13 protein-coding genes are annotated in these 18,956 nt (G+C 72.0%); 7 read left to right on the top strand and 6 right to left on the bottom strand.

Features of this window, described 5'->3' with window-relative positions; translation table 11 throughout:
* Positions 1 to 649: 649 nt before the first annotated feature.
* Complete coding sequence (locus IG94_RS0124500; RefSeq protein ID WP_031041059.1) at positions 650 to 1,645, top strand: RecB family exonuclease; 996 nt, start codon at positions 650 to 652, stop codon at positions 1,643 to 1,645.
* A 21-nt stretch (positions 1,646 to 1,666) separates the two neighbouring features.
* Positions 1,667 to 2,338, top strand: coding sequence for a response regulator (locus tag IG94_RS0124495; RefSeq protein WP_031041056.1), 672 nt, complete (start codon positions 1,667 to 1,669; stop codon positions 2,336 to 2,338).
* Between the two features lie 161 nt (positions 2,339 to 2,499).
* Here the strand turns inward: IG94_RS0124495 and IG94_RS0124490 are convergent, their stop codons facing one another.
* The 3 genes from IG94_RS0124490 to metH all read right to left on the bottom strand — a co-directional run bounded on the left by IG94_RS0124490 (position 2,500) and on the right by metH (position 8,885).
* The gene (locus tag IG94_RS0124490) at positions 2,500 to 4,107 is read right to left on the bottom strand and encodes an ABC transporter substrate-binding protein (RefSeq protein ID WP_031041054.1); all 1,608 of its coding nucleotides are present in this window, start codon (positions 4,105 to 4,107) and stop codon (positions 2,500 to 2,502) included.
* 381 nt (positions 4,108 to 4,488) lie between these two features.
* Positions 4,489 to 5,187: an HAD family hydrolase gene (locus tag IG94_RS0124485; RefSeq protein ID WP_031041051.1), complete on the bottom strand. Its 699-nt coding sequence runs from the start codon at positions 5,185 to 5,187 to the stop codon at positions 4,489 to 4,491.
* A gap of 185 nt (positions 5,188 to 5,372) precedes the next feature.
* On the bottom strand, positions 5,373 to 8,885 hold the full coding sequence (metH, locus tag IG94_RS0124480) for a methionine synthase (RefSeq protein ID WP_031041049.1): 3,513 nt from the start codon (positions 8,883 to 8,885) through the stop codon (positions 5,373 to 5,375).
* A 629-nt stretch (positions 8,886 to 9,514) separates the two neighbouring features.
* Between metH and IG94_RS0124470 the strand changes: the two genes are divergently transcribed.
* The 5 genes from IG94_RS0124470 (at position 9,515) to IG94_RS0124450 (ending at position 15,884) form a co-directional block, all read left to right on the top strand.
* The gene (locus IG94_RS0124470; protein WP_031041044.1) at positions 9,515 to 10,279 is read left to right on the top strand and encodes an IclR family transcriptional regulator; all 765 of its coding nucleotides are present in this window, start codon (positions 9,515 to 9,517) and stop codon (positions 10,277 to 10,279) included.
* 365 nt (positions 10,280 to 10,644) lie between these two features.
* Positions 10,645 to 11,439, top strand: coding sequence for an MIP/aquaporin family protein (locus tag IG94_RS0124465; protein ID WP_031041042.1), 795 nt, complete (start codon positions 10,645 to 10,647; stop codon positions 11,437 to 11,439).
* 84 nt (positions 11,440 to 11,523) lie between these two features.
* Complete coding sequence (gene glpK / locus IG94_RS0124460; RefSeq protein ID WP_031041039.1) at positions 11,524 to 13,083, top strand: glycerol kinase GlpK; 1,560 nt, start codon at positions 11,524 to 11,526, stop codon at positions 13,081 to 13,083.
* A gap of 8 nt (positions 13,084 to 13,091) precedes the next feature.
* Positions 13,092 to 14,708 carry a glycerol-3-phosphate dehydrogenase/oxidase gene (locus IG94_RS0124455; protein ID WP_031041035.1) on the top strand — a complete coding sequence of 539 codons (1,617 nt, stop codon included), beginning with the start codon at positions 13,092 to 13,094 and terminating at the stop codon, positions 14,706 to 14,708.
* 183 nt (positions 14,709 to 14,891) lie between these two features.
* Complete coding sequence (locus IG94_RS0124450) at positions 14,892 to 15,884, top strand: PAC2 family protein (protein ID WP_031041031.1); 993 nt, start codon at positions 14,892 to 14,894, stop codon at positions 15,882 to 15,884.
* Positions 15,885 to 16,123: 239 nt separating this feature from the next.
* Here the strand turns inward: IG94_RS0124450 and mshC are convergent, their stop codons facing one another.
* The 3 genes from mshC to IG94_RS0124435 form a co-directional block, all read right to left on the bottom strand.
* A complete protein-coding gene (gene mshC / locus IG94_RS0124445; RefSeq protein WP_031041030.1) occupies positions 16,124 to 17,353 on the bottom strand; it encodes a cysteine--1-D-myo-inosityl 2-amino-2-deoxy-alpha-D-glucopyranoside ligase in 1,230 nt (409 codons plus the stop codon).
* A gap of 156 nt (positions 17,354 to 17,509) precedes the next feature.
* Positions 17,510 to 18,340, bottom strand: coding sequence for an SCO1664 family protein (locus IG94_RS0124440; protein WP_052410838.1), 831 nt, complete (start codon positions 18,338 to 18,340; stop codon positions 17,510 to 17,512).
* Positions 18,304 to 18,894, bottom strand: a complete 591-nt coding sequence (locus IG94_RS0124435) for a DUF3090 domain-containing protein (RefSeq protein WP_031041024.1) — start codon at positions 18,892 to 18,894, stop codon at positions 18,304 to 18,306. Before IG94_RS0124435 ends, IG94_RS0124440 begins: the two co-directional genes overlap by 37 nt.
* Positions 18,895 to 18,956 lie beyond the last annotated feature (62 nt).

Genomic DNA, 18,956 nt, shown 5'->3' with positions numbered 1-18,956 from the left:
ACCACGGGTCCGTGCCGCCGCCGTTCCCGCCCGGTGTCTGCGGCCCGGGAGGGGGGGGGCCGGCCGGGGTGGGGGCGTCGGGGGCGGTGCCGTGCGGCGCGCGTTCGCCGTGCTCGCTCCGCGCGGGGGCGGCTTCGGCGGAGGGCTCGTCCGAGGGCGGTACGGCGGGGGCGCCGGGCGTTCCGGGGAGCTGGGCCTCGGACGCCGGTGCGTCGTGATGTGGTGCGTTGTGACGTGGTGCGGCTTGGCCGGGTGTTTCGGGCGCCTGCGGTTCCGGGTTCGAGGGGTCCGGGTCCCTGGGGGCCGTGGCCTCGGGGGGTCGGGGCCGGCGGTCGGCCGGTTCGGGGGCCGGGGTCGACGGTGCCGCGGGGTCCGGGGGTGTGGAGTCGGGGGCCGGGGCCGTCTCGGGGCCTGCCTGGGGTTCGGCCGACTCGTCGTTGCCGGACCGCGGCTGCCCGCTCCCGCCGCTCACGTCCACGGTGTCCCCTCGTTCGAAGCGTCTCCCGCCTGCCGGCCGGGAGGGTCTCGTGTCGATGGTATGCGTCCGTCCCGGCCCGTTTCGCCCCGGCACCCCTGTGCTTCCCTTCCGTCGCACGGGTCACGCCTGCCTTTGGGTCACTGTCAGTGGCGGGCCGTAAGGTCTGTGGGCATGGAGACGAGTACCGAGGATGTCGCGGAGGACACCGGCGGATCCCCCCGACCGGCGGCGACAGCGGCGGCGGAGCCCGCGGACACGGCGGCGCGGGGGCCGGTCACGGGGGCGGCGGCCGTGCCCGCGGCCCCCGCTCGCGGGGCGACCGCGCCTTCCTCGCTCTCGCCGTCACGGGCCGGCGACTTCATGCAGTGTCCGCTGCTGTACCGGTTCCGGGTGATCGACCGGCTGCCGGAGAAGCCGAGCGAGGCGGCGACGAGGGGCACGCTGGTGCACGCGGTGCTGGAGCGGCTGTTCGACGCGCCGGCGGCCGAGCGCACGGCGGGGCGGGCGAAGGCGCTGGTGCCGGGCCAGTGGGACCGCCTGCGGGGGAGCCGGCCGGAGGTCGGGGAGCTGTTCGCCGACGACCCGGAGGGCGAGCGGCTGGCGCGCTGGCTGGCGGAGGCCGAGGGGCTGGTGGAGCGCTGGTTCACGCTGGAGGACCCGAGCCGGCTGGAGCCCGCGGACCGGGAGCTGTTCGTCGAGGCGGAGCTGGACTCCGGACTGAGGCTGCGCGGCATCATCGACCGGGTCGACGTGGCCCCCACCGGCGAGGTGCGGATCGTGGACTACAAGACGGGCAAGGCTCCCCGGCCGCAGTACGCCGAGAGCGCGCTGTTCCAGATGAAGTTCTACGCGCTGGTGGTGTGGCGGCTGAAGAAGGTCGTCCCGCGCCGTCTGCAGCTGGTCTATCTCGGCAGTGGTGACGTGCTGACCTACGACCCGGTCCTGACCGACCTGGAGCGGGTGGAGCGCAAGCTGCTGGCCCTGTGGGAGGCGATCCGGCTGGCGACCGAGACGGGTGACTGGCGGCCCCGGCCCACCAAGCTGTGCGGCTGGTGCGACCACCAGGCGCACTGTCCGGAGTTCGGCGGCACTCCCCCGCCGTATCCGCTGCCGGTGAGGGCGGCCGACTCCGTCGGTGCCGAGCAGGGCAGAATGAGCCCGGGCTAAGCCGATCCGAAGGAGACTTACGTGGCCATCCGCGTCCTACTGGTCGACGACCAGCCGCTGCTGCGCACCGGCTTCCGGATGATTCTGGAGGCGGAGCAGGATCTCGCGGTCGTCGGTGAGGCCGGGGACGGCCTCCAGGCGCTCGACCAGGTGCGGGCGCTGCAGCCCGATGTGGTGCTCATGGACATCCGCATGCCGCGGATGGACGGTGTGGAGGCGACCCGGCAGATCACCGGGCCCGAGCGGGACGGACCGGCCAAGGTGCTGGTGCTGACCACGTTCGACCTCGACGAGTACGTGGTGGAGGCGCTGAAGGCGGGGGCCAGTGGCTTCCTGCTGAAGGACGCGCCGGCCAACGAGCTGGTGCAGGCGATCCGCGTGGTGGCGAACGGCGAGGCGCTGCTCGCGCCGAGTATCACCCGGCGGCTGCTGGACAAGTACGCCACGCATCTGCCGTCCGGGGACGAGCCGGTGCCGGACACCCTGCACACGCTGACGGAGCGTGAGGTGGAGGTGCTGAAGCTGGTGGCGCGCGGCCTGTCCAACGCGGAGATCGCGGCCGACCTGTTCGTCAGTGAGACCACCGTGAAGACGCACGTGGGCCATGTGCTGACCAAGCTGGGGCTGCGGGACCGGGTGCAGGCCGCGGTCTACGCGTACGAGAGCGGTCTGGTCCGGCCCGGCGCGCAGTAGGCCGGGGGCCGGGCGGGCGGGGCCGGGGGCCGCGCGCGGGACCGCGGGTTCCGCGTCGGCCGCCGGGACCCCGTGCTCCGTGGCTCACCGCGCACGCCGAAGGGCGTCCTCCACCGGCCGGGGGAGGACGCCCTTCGGCGTTTCGGGCTCCGGGGGCGGCGTCAGCCGCTCACGCCCCGGCCCAGCTCCCAGAGCTGGAGCGTCGAGGAGGAGTTGAGCAGGTAGGCGGCGCCGGTGACGTCGTCCCGGGCGGCCACGTACTGCTTGCCCTGCCACAGCGGGATCAGCGGGACGTCCGCGGCGGTGATGTCCTGGATCTCCGTGAGGCTGTCGGCGGCGGAGAGGCGGTCGGCCTCACTGCGCGACTCGGGGATCAGGTCCTTGATGATCTTCTGGTTCAGGTAGGGCGACTTGAGGGTGTTGTCCTCGTCGAGGAACGGTGCGATGAAGCTGTCCGCGTCGGGGAAGTCGGGGAACCAGCCCATGCCGAAGACGTCGTACTCGAGCCTGCGCTCGGCCGGCCGGAAGATGTCCCAGGGCTTGCCGTCGAGCTTGATGTCGAACAGGCCGCTGGCGTTGAGCTGTCGCTGCAGCTCCTCGAACTCGAGCTTCGTGGCGGCGCCGTAGTGGTCCGTGGTGTAGTGCAGGGTCAGCTCGATGGGCGAGTCGATGCCCGCGGACTTCAGCGTCTGCTTCGCCTTGGCGACGCTCGGGTCGCCGTACTTGTTGAAGAACGAGTTGGAGTGGCCGGTGATGCCGGCCGGGACCATCGAGTACAGCGGCTCGGCCTGGGAGCCGTAGACCCTGGAGACGAGTTCGGCGCGGTTGATGACCTGGGCCATCGCCTGCCGGACGGCCTTGTCCTCGACGCTGGCCGCGTCGACGTTGAAGCCCAGATAGCGGATCTCCAGGCCGGACACCTCGACGAGTTTGACGGCGCCCTGGCTGCTGTCGGAGAGCTTCTTGACCTGCTCCGGGGTCATCGCGCGCGTCATGACGTCGATGTCGCCCTTGTCCAGCGCGTTCCCCATGGTCTCGGCGTCCTCGAAGGACACCAGTTCCACCTTGTCGTTGTTCACCTTGACGCTCCCCTTGTAGGTGGGGTTCTTGGTGAACACGATCTTGGAGAGGACGCCGTTCTTGGACTCGCTCTTCATCTCGTACGGGCCCGACCCGTCGAGGTCGAAGCCGTCGCGGAACTTGTCCTTCGCGTACTGCTCCTTGTTCAGGATGCTGGCCACGGGTGTGGAGAGCTTGTACGGGAAGGTGGCGTCGGCGGTCTTGAGGTGGAAGACGACCTCGCGGTCGCCCTTGGTCTCCACGGTGTCCACCGTCGACAGCAGCACCTTGCCGACCTCGGTGTCGGCCTCCAGGCTCACGGCGCGGTCGATGGAGTACTTGACGTCCTCGGCGGTGAGGTCGTCGCCGTTGCTGAACTTCAGACCGTCGCGCAGCGTGCAGGCATAGCGCTCGTTGCCGGTGTCGGTGAAGCCGCACTGCTGGGCGGCCTCGGGGACGGGTTCGCCGTCGCCGCGGGGCTGGGTCATCAGCGTCTGGGCGGTGTGGCGCATGATGTTCCAGGCGCCGATGTCGTAGGCGTACGCCGGGTCGAAGGGCGCCGGGACGTCCTTCGTGATGGTGAACCGGTCCGTGGTGCCGACAGCGATCGCGTCCCCTCCGCCACTGCCGCCGTCGGACCCGCCGCAGGCAGCGAGCACCGGCGCGAGCAGGCCGACTACGGCCGGCAGCACCAAAGTCTTACGGTTCATGCTCGAGTTTCTCCAGAGCTGTCGGTCCGTGTATCCGGCATGCGTGGGGTGTCGCGGCGGATCACGGGGGTAGTGGCCGGTGTTCTCGCGACGAGATTAGTCCGCGCCCGCACCGGGGTTCGCAGCCACCGGAGTTGAGTGCTCATCACGGAGCGAAACCGGGTGTGGACACACCGAAAACCCGACAGTGGAAGGATTAGTGCGAGCTTTCACCAATCGGGACACAAGGACTCTCGTACAACGTTCGCCAGGCGTCTCGCAGCACACCCGTGCCTACCTGTCGACCCCTTGCAGCGTGGTGAACCTCACACATCCGCTTCAGCCACCGCTGTCGGCATTCAGCCATCCGCGGCGGCCCGACCGGTCCCTTCGGCGCCTAGCTCACGTGAGGGTCACGAGTCCGCGCAGGAAGGGGAGGTCGACCTCTTCCAGGGAGCCGACGACCGTGCGCCGGGCGGCGGGGGTGATGGGGGCGACCGAGGGCACCGCCACGACGTGGCAGCCGGCGGACTCCGCGGCGGCGACGCCGGTGGCGGTGTCCTCGACGACGGCGCACCGGACGGGGTCCGCGCCGAGACCGGACGCGGCGGCCAGGTAGGGGTCGGGGTGCGGCTTGGTGCGGGGCACCTCGTCGCCGGCGACGGTGAGGGCGAAGTGGTGGGGGCCGAGCGACTTCAGGACGCGGTCGATGATGCGCCGGTGTGAGGCGGAGACGAGGGCGGTGGGGATGTCGTGGGCGGTCAGTTCGGCCAGGAGGCGGGCGGCCCCGGGCATGAGCGGCAGGTCGCGGCCGATGCGCCGTTCGAAGCCGTCGTTGAGCAGGACGCTGAGTTCGGCGAGGCCGATGGCGGCGCCGGTGGCCTCGATCAGGAAGCCGGCGCTGCGGGTCATGGGGCCGCCGACCACGACGTGGCGCCAGGAGTCGTCGAGGGTGTGGCCGAGGGAGGCGAAGACCTCCACCTCGACGTCCCACCAGAAGCCCTCGGTGTCCACCAGGGTGCCGTCCATGTCGAGGAGCACGGCCTGCAGGGCGGAGCCTTCGGCCGTACGGGTGTCGAGCGCGGGGACCGTGCTGGTCATCCACGTACCTCCTTGAGGGACGATCAGGCCGGTTCCCACGTGGGGAACCGGCCTGCAGTGGACCGACCAGTGTACGTCGTGCGGGACGCGAACGCCTGGTGTGGCTGCGGGGCCCCGGGGGGAGCGGTGCCGGGGCGGTCCGCGTCGGCGGGCGGCGCCGGACATCCGGCGCCGGGCGCCGGGCGTCAGCGGGCGTTGAAGTACTTGGCCTCCGGGTGGTGGATCACGATGGCGTCGGTGGACTGCTCGGGGTGCAGCTGGAACTCCTCCGACAGCTGGACGCCGATGCGCTCGGGCTCCAGCAGGGCGGCGATCTTCGCGCGGTCCTCCAGGTCGGGGCAGGCGCCGTAGCCGAGGGAGAAGCGTGCGCCCCGGTACTTCAGGGCGAACATGTCCTCCATCTCGGCCGGGTCCTCCCCGGCGAAGCCCAGCTCGGAGCGGACGCGCGCGTGCCAGTACTCGGCGAGGGCCTCGGCGAGCTGGACGGAGAGTCCGTGCAGTTCCAGGTAGTCGCGGTAGGCGTTGGCCTCGAACATGCGGGCCGTCTCCTCGCCGATCCGGGAGCCGACGGTGACGACCTGGAAGCCGACGACGTCGATCTCGCCGGACTCCTCCGGGCGGAAGAAGTCCGCCAGGCACAGCCGCCGGCCGCGGCGCTGGCGCGGGAAGGTGAATCGGGTGCGTTCGTTGCCGTCGTCGTCGAGGACGATCAGGTCGTCGTCCTTGGAGACGCAGGGGAAGTAGCCGTAGACGACGGCCGCCTCCAGCAGGTTGTCCGTCTGGAGCCGGTCGAGGAGCCCGCGCAGCCTCGGCCGGCCCTCGGACTCGACCAGTTCCTCGTACGAGGGTCCCTCGCCGCTGCGGGCCTGCTTGAGGCCCCACTGGCCCTTGAAGAGGGCGCCCTCGTCGAGCCAGGAGGCGTACTCCTTGAGCTGGATGCCCTTGATGACGCGGCTGCCGCGGAAGGGCGGCGTGGGCAGCGGGTTGTCGGTGGCGACGTCGGAGCGGACGTGCCCCTCCTCGGGGCGCTCGTCGATCTCGACGGTGGCGGCCCGTACGCGGCGCTGCCTGAGTTCGGGCAGCTTGGCGCCGGGCACGCCCCGCTTGATGCCGATCAGGGCGTCCATCAGGCGCAGGCCCTCGAAGGCGTCGCGGGCGTAGCGGACCTCGCCGTCGTAGATCTCGTGCAGGTCCTGTTCGACGTAGGCCCTGGTCAGGGCTGCGCCGCCGAGGATGACGGGGTAGTCGGCGGCCAGCTTGCGCTGGTTGAGCTCCTCCAGGTTCTCCTTCATGATCACCGTGGACTTGACCAGGAGCCCGGACATGCCGATGACGTCGGCCCGGTGTTCGTCGGCGGCTTCCAGGATCGCGGAGACCGGCTGCTTGATGCCGAGGTTGACGACGTTGTAGCCGTTGTTGGAGAGGATGATGTCGACGAGGTTCTTGCCGATGTCGTGGACGTCGCCGCGGACGGTGGCCAGCACGATGGTGCCCTTGCCGTCGTCGTCGGTCTTCTCCATGTGCGGTTCCAGGTGGGCCACCGCGGTCTTCATGACCTCGGCGGACTGGAGCACGAACGGCAGCTGCATCTGGCCGGAGCCGAAGAGTTCACCGACGACCTTCATGCCGTCGAGCAGCGTCTCGTTGACGATCTCCAGGGCGGGGCGCTCCTGGAGGGCGGCGTCGAGGTCCTGCTCCAGGCCGTTCTTCTCGCCGTCGATGATGCGGCGCTTGAGGCGCTCGTCGAGCGGGAGGGCGGCCAGTTCCTCGGACTTGGAGGCCCGGAGGGACTTGGCGGTGGCGCCCTCGAAGAGGGCCATCAGCTTCTGCAGCGGGTCGTAGCCCTCGCGGCGGCGGTCGTGGATCAGGTCGAGGGCGGTGGTGACCTGCTCCTCGTCGAAGCGGGCGATCGGCAGGATCTTGCTGGCGTGCACGATCGCCGAGTCCAGGCCGGCCTTGACGCACTCGTCGAGGAAGACGGAGTTGAGCAGGATGCGGGCGGCCGGGTTCAGGCCGAAGGAGATGTTGGACAGGCCGAGGGTGGTCTGCACGTCGGGGTGGCGCCGCTTGAGTTCGCGGATGCCCTCGATGGTGGCGACGCCGTCGCCCCGGGACTCCTCCTGGCCGGTGCAGATGGTGAAGGTCAGGCAGTCGACGAGGATGTCCGACTCGTGGATGCCCCAGTTGCCGGTGAGGTCCTCGATGAGCCGTTCGGCGATCTCGACCTTCTTCTCGGCGGTGCGCGCCTGGCCCTCCTCGTCGATGGTCAGGGCGATCAGCGCGGCGCCGTGCTCCCGGGCCAGCCTGGTGACGCGGGCGAAGCGGGACTCGGGGCCGGCGCCGTCCTCGTAGTTGACGGAGTTGATGACGGCGCGGCCGCCGAGCTTCTCCAGTCCGGCCCGGATGACGTCGACCTCGGTGGAGTCGAGGACGATCGGCAGGGTGGAGGCGGTGGCGAACCGTCCGGCGAGCTCCTCCATGTCGGCGACGCCGTCCCGGCCCACGTAGTCGACGCACAGGTCGAGCAGGTGCGCGCCCTCGCGGATCTGGTCGCGGGCCATCTCGACGCAGTCGTCCCAGCGGCCGTCCAGCATGGCCTCGCGGAACTTCTTGGAGCCGTTGGCGTTGGTGCGCTCGCCGATGGCGAGGTAGGACGTGTCCTGCCGGAAGGGCACGCTCTGGTAGAGCGAGGCGGCGCCGGGCTCGGGCCGGGGGTGGCGGTCGGTGGGCTCGGCGCCCCGGACACGCTCGACGACCTGGCGCAGGTGCTCGGGGGTGGTGCCGCAGCAGCCGCCGACCAGGGACAGGCCGTACTCGCGTACGAAGGTCTCGTGGGCGTCGGCCAGCTCGGGCGCGGTCAGCGGGTAGTGGGCGCCGTCCTTGCCGAGGACCGGCAGACCGGCGTTGGGCATGCAGGTCAGCGGGATGCGGGAGTGGCGGGCGAGATAGCGCAGGTGCTCGCTCATCTCGGCCGGGCCGGTGGCGCAGTTCATGCCGATCATGTCGATGCCGAGCGGCTCCAGCGCGGTGAGCGCGGCGCCGATCTCCGAACCGAGCAGCATGGTGCCGGTGGTCTCGACGGTGACGGAGACGATGACGGGCAGGTCGAGGCCGAGGGCGTCGAGGGCGCGCCGGGCGCCGAGCACGGAGGCCTTGGTCTGCAGGAGGTCCTGGGTGGTCTCGACGAGCAGGGCGTCGGCACCGCCGGCGACGAGGCCCTCGGCGTTGCGCTGGTAGGCGTCGCGCAGGACGGTGTACGGGGCGTGGCCGAGGGTGGGGAGCTTGGTGCCGGGGCCCATGGAGCCCAGCACCCAGCGCTGGCGCCCGTCCCGGGCGGCGAAGGCGTCGGCGGTCTCGCGGGCGACGCGGGCGCCGGCCTCGGAGAGCTCGTGCACGCGCTCGGGGATGTCGTACTCGCCGAGGGCGGAGTGGTTGGCGCCGAAGGTGTTGGTGCCGACGCAGTCGACGCCGGCGGCGAAGTACTCCTCGTGCACCGAGCGGACGATGTCGGGGCGGGTCAGGTTCAGGACCTCGTTGCACCCCTCCAGCTGCTGGAAGTCGTCCAGCGTGGGGTTCTGCTCCTGGAGCATGGTGCCCATCGCGCCGTCGGCGACCACCACGCGGGTGGCGAGGGCCTCTCGCAGGGCGGAGACACGGGTCCGGGTGTCGGCGGGCGGGGTGGATGGCGTCGAGGCCATGAAGGGGCTCCCTAGGATGCGACGGCTGTCGGCTTTGCGTCTGCCCGGTGCCGCCCGGCGGGGTGCCCCGGGGAGAACGCACGCCGCCAGGGTAGCGGGGACCGGCGGCGGATGGTCGGGGCGTCCACGAGACGGACGAGGACGACGTGGCGAATGGCCTACCGCAAGAGCGAGCCGACGGGGTCCGGGCACCGGGGGGGGCCGGGGGACGATGCCGGGGGCCGGAGCCCCGCGCGCCGGGCCGGGAGACGATGCCGGAGCGGGGCCGTGTCCGGTCGGCGAGCACGGCCGCCGCCCGACCGGGGCGTGCCCGCGCGGTCCTCGGGCGCGGCCGGCGGCCGGTGCAGGGTGACCGGTGCATGCCGGCAGCTCGCCGCCGGGGCGGCCGCTCGCCGGCGGGGCGGCCGGTCCGCGGCGGCTGCGGGCCGGCGGCTCACGGCCGGTCCGCGGCGGCAGCCCGGTCGGCGGCAGCCGGTCGGCGCCCCGCGGCCGGTCGCTGGTGGCCGAAGTGCAACAGTTGCCCGCCGACCATTGGCGGGAGGTCGGCATGGACCGGTAGTGTTCGGCATTGCCGAACGACGTCAGCGACGCCGCGGTCGGCAGTCGAAGGGGACGGAGGCAGTACGTCGATGGCACGGAACATCCAGTCGCTCGAACGGGCGGCCGCGATGCTGCGCCTGCTCGCGGGCGGCGAGCGGCGGCTCGGCCTGTCGGACATCGCCTCGTCGCTGGGCCTGGCCAAGGGCACCGCGCACGGCATCCTGCGCACCCTCCAGCAGGAGGGCTTCGTCGAGCAGGACGACGCCTCCGGGCGCTACCAGCTGGGCGCCGAGCTGCTGCGCCTGGGCACGACCTACCTGGACGTGCACGAGCTGCGGGCCCGCGCCCTGGTGTGGACGGACGACCTGGCCCGTTCCAGCGGCGAGAGCGTCCATCTCGGGGTCCTGCACCAGCAGGGCGTCCTGATCGTGCACCACGTCTTCCGGCCCGACGACAGCCGGCAGGTCCTGGAGATCGGGGCCATGCAGCCGCTGCACTCCACGGCGCTGGGCAAGGTGCTGTCGGCGTACGACCCGGTCGCGCACAGCGAGGCGCTGGAGACCGACCGCAAGGCGTACACGGACCGGACCGTCTGCGAACGGGACGGGTTCGAGCACATCCTGGACATCACCCGCGCGCGCGGGTACGCGGCCGACGTCGAGGAGACCTGGGAGGGCATCGCCTCCATCGCCGCCCCCATCCACGACCGCAGGCGCATGCCGGTCGGGGCGGTCGGCATCACCGGGGCCGTGGAGCGGCTGCGCCGGGAGGGCGAGCTCCGTCCCGAGCTGGTCGCGGCGGTCCGGGACTGCGCCCGCGCGGTGTCGCGGGACCTGGGCGCCGGGCGGTTCTGAGCCGGGCGGTTCCACGACGCACGAGGCGGGTAGAGCCGGGGCACCGAAGGGCGTCCCGGCCTTCGGTGCGTCCGGACGGGGCCGGCGGCCGGAAGGAGGAGCCGGACGCGGCGCAGGGACGCGGCCGGACCGATAACCCGCGACGATCAATAACGATCGTGCTTTCGATAACACAGCTCTTGACGCACGCGGAACACGGAACGAGACTCGCGTCCATCGGTCGGCATTGTCGAACACCTACCGGCAATACGCGTTAGAGTGTGACAGTGCCAAGGGCCGCCACCGCTCTCACACCGAGAGCGCCGGAACACCCGGAGGGACCCGGGGGTTCGGCTTTCCCTGGACGAAGGACAAAGGAGTCGCGGGTGTCCAGCTCCGACATCTTCATCGGCGAGACCATCGGTACCGCCATACTCATCCTGCTCGGCGGCGGCGTGTGTGCCGCCGTGACGCTCAAGGCCTCCAAGGCGCGCAACGCCGGCTGGGTCGCCATCGCCCTCGGGTGGGGCTTCGCCGTCATGACGGCGGCGTACATCTCCGGCCCGCTCTCCGGGGCCCACCTCAACCCGGCCGTCACCGTCGGCATCGCGATCAAGGACGGCGACTGGAGCAACACCCCGACCTACTTCGCGGGCCAGATCCTCGGCGCCATGATCGGCGCGGTCCTGGTCTGGATCGCCTACTACGGCCAGTTCCAGGCCCACCTCACCGACCGGGAGATCGTCGGCGGCCCCGGTGCGCAGGACACGACGGCCAAGTCCGTCGAGGCGCAGGAGAAGGGCGCCGGCCCCGTCCTGGGCGTCTTCTCCACCGGCCCGGAGATCCGGCACACGGTCCAGAACCTCGCCACCGAGATCATCGGCACCTTCGTCCTGCTGCTCGCGATCCTCACCCAGGGCCTGAACGACGAGGGCAACGGCCTCGGCATCCTGGGCGCCCTGATCACCGGCTTCGTGGTGGTCTCCATCGGCCTGTCGCTCGGCGGCCCCACGGGCTACGCGATCAACCCGGTCCGCGACCTCGGCCCGCGCATCGTGCACGCCCTGCTGCCCCTGCCCAACAAGGGCGGCTCCGACTGGAGCTACGCCTGGATCCCGGTCGTCGGTCCCCTGATCGGCGGTGCGATCGCCGGAGGTGTCTACAACGTCGCGTTCGCCTGAGCGGGCCTCCGCCCGGCGATCACCGAGCCGCAGCACACGCGCCGTACGCACCGGCCACCCACCACGGAACCCCAGGAGCACACAGTGACCGACGCCCACACCGCCGGAATCGCCTCGCACGGCCACGGGCCGTTCATCGCCGCGATCGACCAGGGCACGACCTCCTCGCGCTGCATCGTCTTCGACCGCGACGGGCGCATCGTCTCCGTCGACCAGAAGGAGCACGAGCAGATCTTCCCGAAGCCGGGCTGGGTCGAGCACGACGCCACCGAGATCTGGACCAACGTCCAGGAGGTCGTCGCCTCGGCGGTCGAGAAGGCCGGCATCACCCGCGACGACATCAAGGCCATCGGCATCACCAACCAGCGCGAGACCACGCTGGTCTGGGACAAGAACACCGGTGAGCCCGTCCACAACGCCATCGTCTGGCAGGACACCCGCACCGACGCCCTCTGCCGCGAGCTCGGCCGCAACGTCGGCCAGGACCGCTTCCGCCGCGAGACCGGCCTGCCCCTCGCCTCCTACTTCGCCGGACCCAAGGCCCGCTGGCTGCTCGACAACGTCGACGGCCTGCGCGAGCGCGCCGAAGCCGGCGACCTGCTCTTCGGCACCATGGACACGTGGGTCATCTGGAACCTGACCGGCGGCGTGGACGGCGGCCGGCACGTCACCGACGTGACCAACGCCTCCCGCACCATGCTGATGAACCTGCACACCATGCGGTGGGACGAGAAGATCGCCGAGTCCATCGGCGTGCCGACGCAGATGCTGCCCGAGATCCGCTCCTCCGCGGAGGTCTACGGCGAGATCAAGGGCGGCCGCCTCGGCGAACTGCTGGGCGGCATCCCGGTCGCCTCCGCGCTCGGCGACCAGCAGGCGGCGCTGTTCGGCCAGACCTGTTTCTCCGAGGGCGAGACCAAGTCGACGTACGGCACCGGCACCTTCATGCTGATGAACACCGGTGACAAGATCATCAACTCGTACAGCGGCCTGGTGACCACCGTGGGCTACCAGATCGGTGACAAGAAGCCGGTCTACGCCCTGGAGGGCTCGATCGCCGTCACGGGCTCGCTGGTGCAGTGGATGCGCGACCAGATGGGCCTGATCTCCACCGCCGCCGAGATCGAGACCCTCGCCCTGACGGTCGAGGACAACGGCGGCGCCTACTTCGTACCGGCCTTCTCCGGCCTGTTCGCCCCGTACTGGCGCTCCGACGCCCGCGGTGTGATCGCCGGACTGACCCGGTACGTCACCAAGGCGCACCTCGCGCGCGCCGTCCTGGAGGCCACCGCCTGGCAGACGCGGGAGATCGCGGACGCCATGACGAAGGACTCCGGTGTGGAGCTGACCGCCCTCAAGGTCGACGGCGGCATGACCTCCAACAACCTGCTGATGCAGACCCTCGCCGACTTCGTGGACGCCCCCGTGGTGCGCCCGATGGTCGCCGAGACCACCTGCCTCGGCGCCGCCTACGCCGCCGGCCTGGCCGTCGGCTTCTGGAACAGCACCGACGACCTGCGCGCCAACTGGCGGCGGGCCGCCGAGTGGACCCCCCGCATGGACGCGGAGATCCGCGACCGTGAGTACAAGAGCTGGCTCAAGGCCGTCGAGCGGACCATGGGCTGGCTCGAGGACGAGGAGTAAGAACCGCAATGACCACTCAGTCCGCCCTGCAGTCCGTGCCTGCCCTGGGTACGCACCCGGCCTCCGGCTCGAACCCGAGCCGGGCCGAGACCCGGGAGCAGCTTTCCAAGGCGTCGTACGACCTTCTCGTGATCGGCGGCGGCATTCTGGGCATCTCCACCGCCTGGCACGCCGCGCAGTCCGGCCTCAGGGTGGCCGTGGTCGACGCCGGCGACTTCGCCGGCGCCACTTCCTCCGCCTCCTCCAAGCTGCTCCACGGCGGTCTGCGCTACCTGCAGACCGGCGCGGTGAAGCTGGTGGCGGAGAACCACTTCGAACGCCGTGCGGTCTCCCGGCAGGTGGCTCCCCACCTGGCGAACCCGCTCACCTTCTACCTCCCCGTGTACAAGGGCGGGCCGCACGGCGCGGCGAAGCTCGGGGCCGGTGTCTTCGCGTACTCGGCGCTGTCCGCCTTCGGTGACGGTGTCGGCCACCTGCTCTCCCCGGCCAAGGCCGCGCAGGACGTGCCGGAGCTGCGGACCGACAACCTGAAGGCCGTGGCCGTGTACGGCGACGACCAGATGAACGACGCCCGCATGGCGCTGATGACGGTCCGCGCGGCGGTGGACTCCGGCGCGGTCGTCCTCAACCACGCCGAGGTCACCGGCCTGCGCTTCACCAAGGGCCGGGTGACCGGCGCCGAGCTGAAGGACCGGCTGTCCGGCGACGAGTTCGGGGTGAACGCCCGCCTGGTGCTCAACGCCACCGGCCCCTGGGTCGACCACCTGCGCCGCATGGAGAACCCGGACGCGGCCCCGTCCATCCGCCTGTCCAAGGGCGCGCACCTGGTGCTCAAGCGCACCGCGCCCTGGAAGGCCGCGCTGGCCACGCCGATCGACAAGTACCGGATCACCTTCGCCCTCCCCTGGGAGGACATGCTGCTGCTCGGCACGACCGACGAGGAGTTCGAGGGCGACCCGGGGGATGTCGCGGTCAACGAGAAGGACACGGCGCAGATCCTCGACGAGGCCGCGTTCTCCATCCGCGACCAGCAGCTCGACCGGGACCTGATCACGTACTCCTTCGCGGGTCTGCGGGTGCTGCCGGGCGGTCCCGGTGACACTTCGAAGGCCAAGCGCGAGACGGTCGTGACCGAGGGCCGGGGCGGCATGCTGTCCGTCGCGGGCGGCAAGTGGACGACCTTCCGCCACATCGGCCGTACGGTCATGAAGAAGCTGGAGGCGCTGCCGGGCCACCCGCTGGGCGACGACTTCGAGCCGATCTCCTCGCTGCCGAAGAAGCTGCCGCTGCCCGGCGTCGCGAACCCGCGCGCGGTGGCGCACCGGCTGCTGGTGGACGGCCCGGCGCCCGGCCCGCGCATGGCCGCGGACACCGCCCGGCACCTGGCCACCCACTACGGTTCGCTCGCCTTCGACATCGCCCGGCTCGCCAACGAGAGCCCGGAGCTGGCCGAGCGCGTCCACCCGGACGCCCCGGAGATCTGGGCGCAGGTCGTGTGGGCCCGGGACAACGAGTGGGCCGAGACGGCGGACGACGTGCTGCGCCGCCGTACGACGCTGACGATCCGCGGCCTGGCCACGGACGGCGTCCGCGCGAAGGTCCAGGACCTGCTCGACGGGAAGTAGGCCGCCGGGCAGCGGGGGCGAGCAGGAGGAAGCCGGACCGCGGCCGGTCCCGCCGCGGGTGTTCCGGCACCGGGTACGGGGCAGTGATCCGTTCACTGTCCCGTACGCAAGGGGCTGCGGGCGGCCCCTCGGTACGCCGTAAGGTTGGGGGGTACGCGAGGGCACGTCGGAAGGAGGCGCTGGGTGATCGAGCTCGAGGGGGTTCCCGAGCTGGTCGACCCGGTCATGGTGGCCGCGTTCGAGGGTTGGAACGATGCGGGCGACGCCGCCTCCACGGCGGTCGCGCACCTCGACCGGGAGTGGAAGGGCGAGGTCTTCGCGGCGCTGGACGCCGAGGACTACTACGACTTCCAGGTCAACCGGCCCACGGTCTTCATCGAGGACGGCGTCCGCAAGGTCACGTGGCCGACGACCAGGCTCTCGGTGGTCCGGGTCGGCGGCGACAAACCGCGCGACCTGGTGCTCGTGCGGGGTATCGAGCCGTCCATGCGCTGGCGCTCGTTCTGCAACGAACTGCTGGGCTTCGCCCACGAGCTGGGCGTCGAGATGGTCGTCGTCCTGGGCGCCCTGCTCGGCGACACGCCGCACACCCGTCCGGTCCCGGTCAGCGGGACCACGTCGGACGCGGATCTGGCGGGGCGCATGGAGCTGGAGGAGACCAAGTACGAGGGGCCCACGGGCATCGTCGGCATCCTGCAGGAGGCGTGCACGCACGCGGGCGTGCCGGCCGTGTCGCTGTGGGCCGCGGTGCCGCACTACGTGTCGCAGCCGCCGAACCCGAAGGCGACGCTGGCCCTGCTGAACCGCCTGGAGGACCTGATCGGCGTGCGCGTCCCGCTGGGCGAGCTGCCCGAGGACGCGCGTGCCTGGCAGGTGGGCGTGGACCAGCTGGCCGCGGAGGACACCGAGGTCGCCGAGTACGTCCAGTCGCTGGAGGAGGCCCGGGACACGGCGGAGCTGCCGGAGGCGTCGGGCGAGGCGATCGCGCGGGAGTTCGAGCGGTATCTGCGGCGGCGCGACGGGGGCGGGCCCGGTGGGACCGCCACGGCGGACGGGGGCGAGGGGCCGTCCGGCGCGCCGTATCTGCGGGACAACCCGAGTGGGCGGACGCGGCCGCCGAGGCCGCCGTCTCCGCCGCAGGCGGGCGGGGACGACGAGGATTCCTCGGAGGACTGAGGCCCTGTCGAGCGGGTTGAGGGGCGCTTCCCTGTTGGGGGGCGCCCCTCAGTCGTTGCCGTTGGGGGGGCGTCGGCCGGGGGCGGGTGTCGCTTGCCCGGTGCCGGCCGGGTGCCGGCCGGGTGCCGGCCGGGTGCCGGCCGGGTGCCGGCCGGGTGCCGCTGCGCCCACCCGTGCCGCCCCGGACGCACGACTGCCCGCAGCGGCGGCGGGGGCGACTGCCCGCAGCGGCCGGTGGGTTACAGAGCCACGCCCAGCAGGGCGTCCGCCGTGCGGGAGACGACTCCCGGGGCGCCCGGGTCCGTGCCCCCCGTCTCCTGCTGGAGGGCGGCCCAGCTGTCGACGGCGTCGAGGGCCGCCGGGGAGTCCAGGTCGTTCGCGAGGGCCTCGCGGATCTGCTCGACGAGGGCCTCGGCGGGCGGGCCGTCGGGGCGGGAGACGGCGGCACGCCAGCGCTCCAGCCGGGCGAGGGCGTCCCGCAGCACCTGGTCGGTCCACTCCCAGTCGGAGCGGTAGTGGTGGGCGAGCAGCGCCAGCCGGATCGCGGCGGGGTCGACGCCCTCGCGGCGCAGCTGCGACACGAAGACCAGGTTGCCCTTGGACTTGGACATCTTCTCGCCGTCGAGACCGACCATGCCGGCGTGGACGTACGCCTTGGCCATCGGGAACTCGCCGGTCAGGGCCTGGGCGTGCGAGGCGCCCATCTCGTGGTGCGGGAAGGCGAGGTCGGAGCCGCCGCCCTGAACGTCGAAGCCCATGCCGAGGTGGTCGAGGGCGATGGCCACGCACTCGATGTGCCAGCCGGGGCGCCCGCTGCCGAGCGAGCCGCCGTCCCAGCTGGGCTCGCCCTCGCGGGCGGCCATCCACAGCATCGGGTCGAGCGGGTTCTTCTTGCCGGGCCGGTCGGGGTCGCCGCCCCGTTCGGCGGAGAGCAGCCGCATGGCGGCGGCGTCGAGGTTCGAGACGCTGCCGAAGTGCGGGTCCGCCTCGACGGAGAAGTACGTGTCGCCCTCCAGCTCGTAGGCGGCGCCCGCGTCGCGCAGCCGCTCGACGAGCGGGACGATGCCGGGTATGGCCTCGACGGCGCCGATGTAGTGCTGCGGCGGCAGCATCCGCAGGGCCGTCATGTCCTCGCGGAAGAGGGCGGTCTCCTGCTCGGCGAGGGCGGTCCAGTCGACGCCGTCGCGCACGGCCCGCTCCAGGAGCGGGTCGTCCACGTCGGTGACGTTCTGGACGTAGTGCACCTGCCGCTTGGTGTCGAGCCACACGCGCTGCACGAGGTCGAACGCGTTGTAGGTCGCCGCGTGCCCCATGTGGGTGGCGTCGTACGGCGTGATACCGCAGACGTAGAGGCGGGCGACGGGACCGGGTTCGAGGGTGACGAGGCCGCCGGTCGCGGTGTCGTGGATCCTCAGGTCGCGGCCCTGACCAGGCAGGGCGGGGACCTCGGAAGCGGGCCAGGCATGCATGTCATGAGCCTAACCGGACGGATGTTCCGTGCACGAACCGGACCGGTCGGATGGCCGGGAAGGCGGTCTTGCGCGGAACGGGCGAAGGTGCAGGTCCCCTCTGCCGACCGGATCCCCGTTCCGGATCGCCCGTTCCGGATCGCCCGTTCCGGACCGCTAGACGGGCGGCCAGGGGATGGCCGGCCATTCGCCGCCCGGCTCGGGGTGCTTGCCCGAGGCCAGCAGGGCGTCGACCCGCGCGCGCGTGGCGTCGAGTTCGGCGGGGGTGATGAGCGCGGCGAGCCGGGTCGCCAGGGTGCCGCCGTCCTTGAGGGCCTCCTTGAGGGCCTCCAGGACCGCCAGGGCCTCCCCGGTGAGCGGGTCGCCCGCCCAGCCCCACAGGAGGGTGCGCAGCTTGTCCTCGGCGTTGAAGGTGACCCCGTGGTCGATGCCGTAGAGCCGCTCCCCCGCCGCGGGCAGCAGATGGCCGCCCTTGCGGTCGGCGTTGTTGATCACGGCGTCCAGGACGGCGAGCCGGCGCAGCCGTTCGTCGTCGGCGTGGACCAGCAGGGCGGTGCGGCCCTCGGCGACCTCGGCGAGGACGATGCCCTTCCAGCCGGGGGCGGGCTCCTCCTCGTCGACGAGGGCGAGCAGCTCCGTGCCCGGCACGGCCTCGATCCACAGCTGGACCATGCCCTCGCCGTAGGGGCCGTCGCGCAGGACGGTGGGCGGGACGAGGCCCCAGCCGGTGGCCTCGGAGACCTCGTAGGCGGCGACCTCGCGCTGGGCGAGGGTGCCGTCGGGGAAGTCCCACAGCGGGCGTTCGCCGGCGACCGGCTTGTAGACGCAGGCCGCCTCGTGTCCCTCGTGGGTCACCGTGCAGTACAGGGCCGCGTTGGAGGCGTCACGGATGCGTCCGCGTACGGTCAGTTCGCCCAGGGCGAGCAGGTCGGCGGCAGCGGCGTCGGTGGTCACGCTCCGCGGCGGTATCCGTTCTGGCGCGGACATACGTGTCCTTCCGGGTCGAGCGGGAGGCTGCACAGCGGGCACGGCGGCCGCCCGGCGTTGACGACGTCGAGGGCGCGCTTGGCGAAGGACCTGGCCTGCGCGCCGGTGAGGCGGACCCGGAGCATGGGCGGACCGTTCTCCTCGTCCTGGAGGAGCTTCTCCTCGGCCTCCGCCAGGTCCTCCTCGGACTCGGCGTCCAGCTCCACCAGGGCCTGCGCCTCGACGATCATGCGCTGGTCGTCGCCGTCCCAGGCCAGCGCCATGGTGCCGACCCGGAACTCCTCCTCGACGGGGGTGTCCAGCGGCGCGGTGTCGGCGGGCCCGGTGGGCGCGGTGGCGGGGACGACGGTGCTGCCGCCGCTGCGCCGTACGACTTCGTCCAGCAGCTCGTCCATGCGCTCGGCGAGGGCGGCGACCTGGGTCTTCTCCAGGGCCACGCTGGTCACCCGGGAGCCGGCGGAGGCCTGGAGGAAGAACGTACGGCGCCCGGGCAGCCCGACCGTACCGGCCACGAAACGTTCCGGTTGGTCGTAGAGGAACACCTGACGGGACACGTCCTGTCTCCATGGATGTCGGGGAAAGCGGAAGATCGGGAGCGGAGCACTGCCGCGACCGG

This window comes from Streptomyces olivaceus, assembly GCF_000721235.1.
GTDB lineage: Bacteria > Actinomycetota > Actinomycetes > Streptomycetales > Streptomycetaceae > Streptomyces > Streptomyces olivaceus.
The sequence above is the reverse complement of the archived record's forward strand: the minus strand, read 5'-3'. Positions and strand labels throughout refer to the sequence as shown.

Coding starts and splice junctions, on each gene's coding strand:
- IG94_RS0124490 (WP_031041054.1), bottom strand. CDS start 4,107: ATGAACCGTAAGACTTTGGTGCTGCCGGCCGTAGTCGGCCTGCTCGCG.
- IG94_RS0124455 (WP_031041035.1), top strand. CDS start 13,092: ATGACCACTCAGTCCGCCCTGCAGTCCGTGCCTGCCCTGGGTACGCAC.
- metH (WP_031041049.1), bottom strand. CDS start 8,885: ATGGCCTCGACGCCATCCACCCCGCCCGCCGACACCCGGACCCGTGTC.
- IG94_RS0124485 (WP_031041051.1), bottom strand. CDS start 5,187: ATGACCAGCACGGTCCCCGCGCTCGACACCCGTACGGCCGAAGGCTCC.
- IG94_RS0124470 (WP_031041044.1), top strand. CDS start 9,515: ATGGCACGGAACATCCAGTCGCTCGAACGGGCGGCCGCGATGCTGCGC.
- mshC (WP_031041030.1), bottom strand. CDS start 17,353: ATGCATGCCTGGCCCGCTTCCGAGGTCCCCGCCCTGCCTGGTCAGGGC.
- IG94_RS0124500 (WP_031041059.1), top strand. CDS start 650: ATGGAGACGAGTACCGAGGATGTCGCGGAGGACACCGGCGGATCCCCC.
- IG94_RS0124440 (WP_052410838.1), bottom strand. CDS start 18,340: ATGTCCGCGCCAGAACGGATACCGCCGCGGAGCGTGACCACCGACGCC.